This window comes from Pseudomonas sp. LJDD11 (assembly GCF_024584215.1).
GTDB lineage: Bacteria > Pseudomonadota > Gammaproteobacteria > Pseudomonadales > Pseudomonadaceae > Aquipseudomonas.
In genome coordinates this window covers 1-4,442 of the sequence record NZ_JANJFL010000055.1, presented here as the reverse complement: position 1 = coordinate 4,442, position 4,442 = coordinate 1, and the positions used below count along the sequence as shown (strand labels likewise).

Here is a 4,442-nt window from a genome sequence, read left to right as displayed (position 1 = left end):
CACCCCACTGCAACCAGGGACGGCTACGCCGTCCGCGCTATCCTTCCCCGCCCTGAACGGCGGGGCTTGTCGCGCCCAGATGGTCAGGCAATCCCGTTCGGCCCATCCAGCACCTGCCGGACCTTGCGCGCCAGGTCGTGGGGCATGCACGGTTTGGACACCACATCGAACTCCGAGCCGCCAATGTCGGTGCGCTCGATGGAGTTTTCCGCGTAGCCGGTGGTGAGCAGGACCTTGACTCCCGGATAACGACGCCTCACCTCGCGGGCCAGCATCACGCCGTTCATGCCGCCGGGCATGATCAGGTCGGTAAACAGCAGATCATAGCGGGCGCCGGATTCGAACTTGCTCAACGCTTCGCGGGCGTTGTAGACGATTTCGGTGGTGTAGCCGTAGTCGTCCAGCACCATACGCGCCAGTTCTGCGACGTCCGGGCGGTCTTCGACGATCAGGATGCGTTCGCTGCCCTGGCGCCGCTCGGGCACGTAATGGACTTCATGGTGAGCGACGCTGGCCTCGTCGACCGGGAAGTACAGACGCAAGGTGGTGCCAACGCCCTCCTCGGTGTAGATGCGCGCCGCACCGCCGGACTGTTTGGCAAAGCCATAGACCATCGACAGGCCGAGGCCCGAGCCCTTGCCTTCGTCCTTGGTGGTGAAAAACGGGTCCATCACCCGCTCACGGATGCTGGCGGGCATGCCGATGCCGTTGTCGGTGATCGCAATGCTCACGTAATGCCCCGGCAGCAGACCGTCATGGGACATGCCGGCCAGGTCATGAATTTCCAGGTTGCGGGTTTCGATGAAGATTTTCGGCTCAGGCCTGCCGACCAGCGCGTCGCGGGCGTTGGCGAAGATGTTGAGCAACGCGACTTCGGCCTGGGTCGGGTCGATCCGGCAGTTGCCCAAGGTCGGGTCAAGATCGGTTTCCACCTGCACATCGGCACTGAAGGTGCGCTCGATCATCGGTTGCATGGCGCCCACCAGGCCATTGAGGTTGAGCACCCGACCATGCAGTTTCTGCTTACGGGCGAAGGCCAGCAATTGCTTGGTCAGGGTGCTGGCGCGCTCCACGGCGGCCTTGGCGTGGTAGACGCTGCGCTGTACGCGCTGGCTGTCAATCTGCGGTTTCTCGGCAGCGCTGCCGATCAGATCGATGTAGCCGCCCATGACCTGCAGCAGGTTATTGAAGTCGTGAGCAATGCCGCCGGTGAGTTGCCCGAGGGCTTCCATTTTCTGGGACTGGCGCAGCGCGTCTTCGGCATCACGGCGGCGGCTGACATCCAGTTGCGAGGCGAAGAAATAGATCAGGTCGCCGTTCTCGTTAAAGATCGGCGAGATAAACAATGCGTTCCAGAAACTCGAACCGTCTTTGCGGTAGTTGAGAATCTCGGTCGACACGTCCTTGCGCTGAGCAATCGCCTCGCGCACGCTGCGGACCATTTCAGGGTCGGTTTCAGGCCCCTGCAGGAAGCGGCAGTTGTGCCCCAGCACCTCCTCGCTGCTGTAGCCGGTCATGTTCAGGAAGGCTTTGTTGGCAAACAGGATCGGATTGTCCGGCCGGTTCGGGTCAGTGACGATCATCGGCATGCGGGTGGTTTCCACGGCAGCGAAGAAGATGTTCTTGCCCAGCTGGGATATGTCCCCGGTGGCCGCATTGTCGACCCGTATCTTGTTGTCCGCCACGCTGTGTTTCCCCGATGTCTGTTCGTCTTACTGGCTACGACTTGTCGAGCGGTAAAAGAGTTCGCTCAAGTGCCAGCATGACGTGACGCCAGCCGCCGGCCCGGCATCGAATGACCATCCCTTTTTAGTTTATTGTCCCAAGGAACCCTGCGATGCGTGTGCAGCCTGCCCTTCCCCTTGCGCTCAGCGCCACGTTGCTTGGCGCGCCTTGCGCACTGGCGGCAGAGGGTGCCGTGACCCTGTCGGGCATTGCCGTCAATGCCACGGCCGCCAGCCCCGTCGAAACCGCCCAAGAGCAATTGCGCCAGGTGGCGGGCGCCACCAATGTGGTGGACATGAGCCAGGTCGATCAGGGCCGGGTCAGCAGCAGCGAAGATGTGTTCCGCTATCAGCCGGGCATCTATGCGCGCACCGCGCATAACGAAGGCAGCAAGATTTCCATTCGTGGCTCGGGCCTGAACCGTGCCCCTGGCGGCCATGCCTCGGGGCTGTTCGAGATGCTCGACGGTCTGCCGCTGACCGGCCCCGGCGGCACCCCTTATGAACTCAAGGAACCGCTGTGGCTGAGCCGGGTCGAGGTGTATCGCGGCGCCAACGGTTTCGACCAGGGCGCGCTGTCGCTGGGCGGTGCGATCAACTATGTAACCCGCACTGGCCGTGATGCTTCGCCGCTGCAACTGCGCTACGAAGTTGGCAGCCATGGCTACAGCAAACGGCAGATCAGCTCCGGTCAGGTGCTGGGCGATCTGGATTACTACGTCAGCCTGACCGACTCCAGCACGGACGGTTTTCAGGACCAGACCGCAGGTGGCAGCAAGGGCATCGCCGCCAACCTCGGCTACCGGCTCAGCCCGAACCTGGAAACCCGGTTTTATTTCCGTTACCGGGAAAACGACTACGAGACGCCGGGCCGTCTGACCCGCGAGCAGATCCGTCACGACAGCCGCGCGGCCAGCCCGCTTAATGTGGCCCGCGACAACAAACGTATTCAGCCGGGCAGCACCTGGCTGGCCAACAAGACCACCTATTACATCGATGACAGCTCACGCATCGAGGCCGGGCTGGTCTATCACGACTACCCCATGGACCTGCGCGAAGGCACCAACCGCCTCAAGGTGGCCTACACCGACATCAGCGGCACCCTGAACTATGTACGCCAGGACACACTGCTGGGCATGGCCAGCCAGACCACCGTCGGCCTGCGCCATACCAAAGGCCTGCCGAACAATGGCAGCTCGGAGTTCGTGCGCATTCCCACCGGCAATACCGCCGGCTACGCACCGGGCACCCGCACCCGCGACTTCAGCTATCTGGGCTCGGACACCACGCTGCACATCGCCAATGAGCTGGAACTGGCACCGGACCTGTGGCTGAGCACCGGGGTTGCCGCGCTGTACACCCGCCGCGAGACCGAAGTCACCTACCCCGACGCCCGCGACCCGCTGAGCATGAGCGAGTGGGACTACGCCGCACGGCTCGGCCTGCGTTACCAGATCAACCCGGACCTGCAGGTGTACGGCAACCTGAGCCGCTCGGTGGAGCCGCCGCACGCCTGGTCGATGATCTGGGGCTCGAACAAGTACTTCCCGGCCGGCAGCGGCGCCTCAACCGGCCTGCAAAGCGGCGGCGTGAAGCTCGACAACCAGACCGCGACCACTCTGGAACTGGGCAGCCGCGGCGACAGCCGGTTCGGCCAGTGGGACCTGGCCTGGTACTACTCGCAGGTTCGTCATGAGCTGCTCAGCGTCGAGATTCAGGCGGCGACCCAGACCACCTCGTCGATCATTGCCGAGAACAACGCCAGCCCGACCGTGCACCAAGGCATTGAGCTGGGCCTGCACAGCCCGCTGTGGCAAGGTCCGGCCGGCAAGGTCGAACTGCGTCAGGCCTACACCTGGAACGACTTCCGCTACCGTGATGACCCGCGGTTCGGCGACAACCGCCTGCCGGGCATCCCACAGCACTACTACCAGGCCGAAGTGCGCTACACCCACCCCAGCGGCGTGTATGTCGGGCTCAATACCGAGCATGCGGCGAAAGTGGCGGTGGACTATGCCAACTCGTTCTACGCCGATCGCTACACCCTGATTGGCGCGACGCTGGGCTACAACTCGCCGGACCAGAAATGGCAGACCTGGCTGGACCTGCGCAACCTGACCAACCAGCGCTACGCCACGACCGTGACGCCAGGCTACGACGATCGCGGGGTTGATACCGCCCGCTCGACACCGGGCGAAGGCGCCGGGGTTTATGCCGGGGTTTCGTGGAGTTTGTAGGACCCGGCGATCCGCTTTAGCCGCAAAACTGTTCAGATAAGCACTGCGGACCAAGGTGGGAGATTCTATGGTCCTGTGCAAGCCCGTTATTTCAGTTGTGAACGCAACATCGCATTCGTCGGCTGACCGGGGCGTCGGCCGGCCACTCCCACCGAGGTGGCGTGATGCCTGATACTTGAGCACGACGCAAACCCGGTGGGAGCGAGCTCTGCTCGCGAAGAGGCCAGTAAAAGCAATACATCTGCTACGAGTGGTGGCCGATTACCTGATCGAACTGTTCGAGTAGCGTGTATCGAACTCGATCCGGCCCATTAAGCGTTGACATCCTCCCCGGCCTGAAGGCCGGAGATTCCTACGGCGCTCAGGCGCGGCATCGGGCCGCCCCCGAGTCGCTTCGGTGGGTTCCTGCTGCTGGCGCCATGACCTCTGCGCTCACTTCACAGGCTAACCGGGCGTGTCCCGCCCTTAGTACATTGATCGC

At 63.1% G+C, this 4,442-nt stretch carries 2 protein-coding genes; one reads left to right on the top strand and one right to left on the bottom strand.

Annotated features, from left to right (window positions below):
* Nucleotides 1–83 precede the first annotated feature (83 nt).
* Entirely contained in the window at nt 84–1,685 is a 1,602-nt protein-coding gene (locus NRB16_RS28610) for a hybrid sensor histidine kinase/response regulator (RefSeq protein WP_045491698.1), read from the bottom strand.
* Nucleotides 1,686–1,837: 152 nt separating this feature from the next.
* Between NRB16_RS28610 and NRB16_RS28605 the strand changes: the two genes are divergently transcribed.
* Nucleotides 1,838–3,961, top strand: a complete 2,124-nt coding sequence (locus tag NRB16_RS28605) for a TonB-dependent receptor domain-containing protein (protein WP_257107531.1) — start codon at nt 1,838–1,840, stop codon at nt 3,959–3,961.
* The last annotated feature ends 481 nt before the right edge of the window (nt 3,962–4,442 follow it).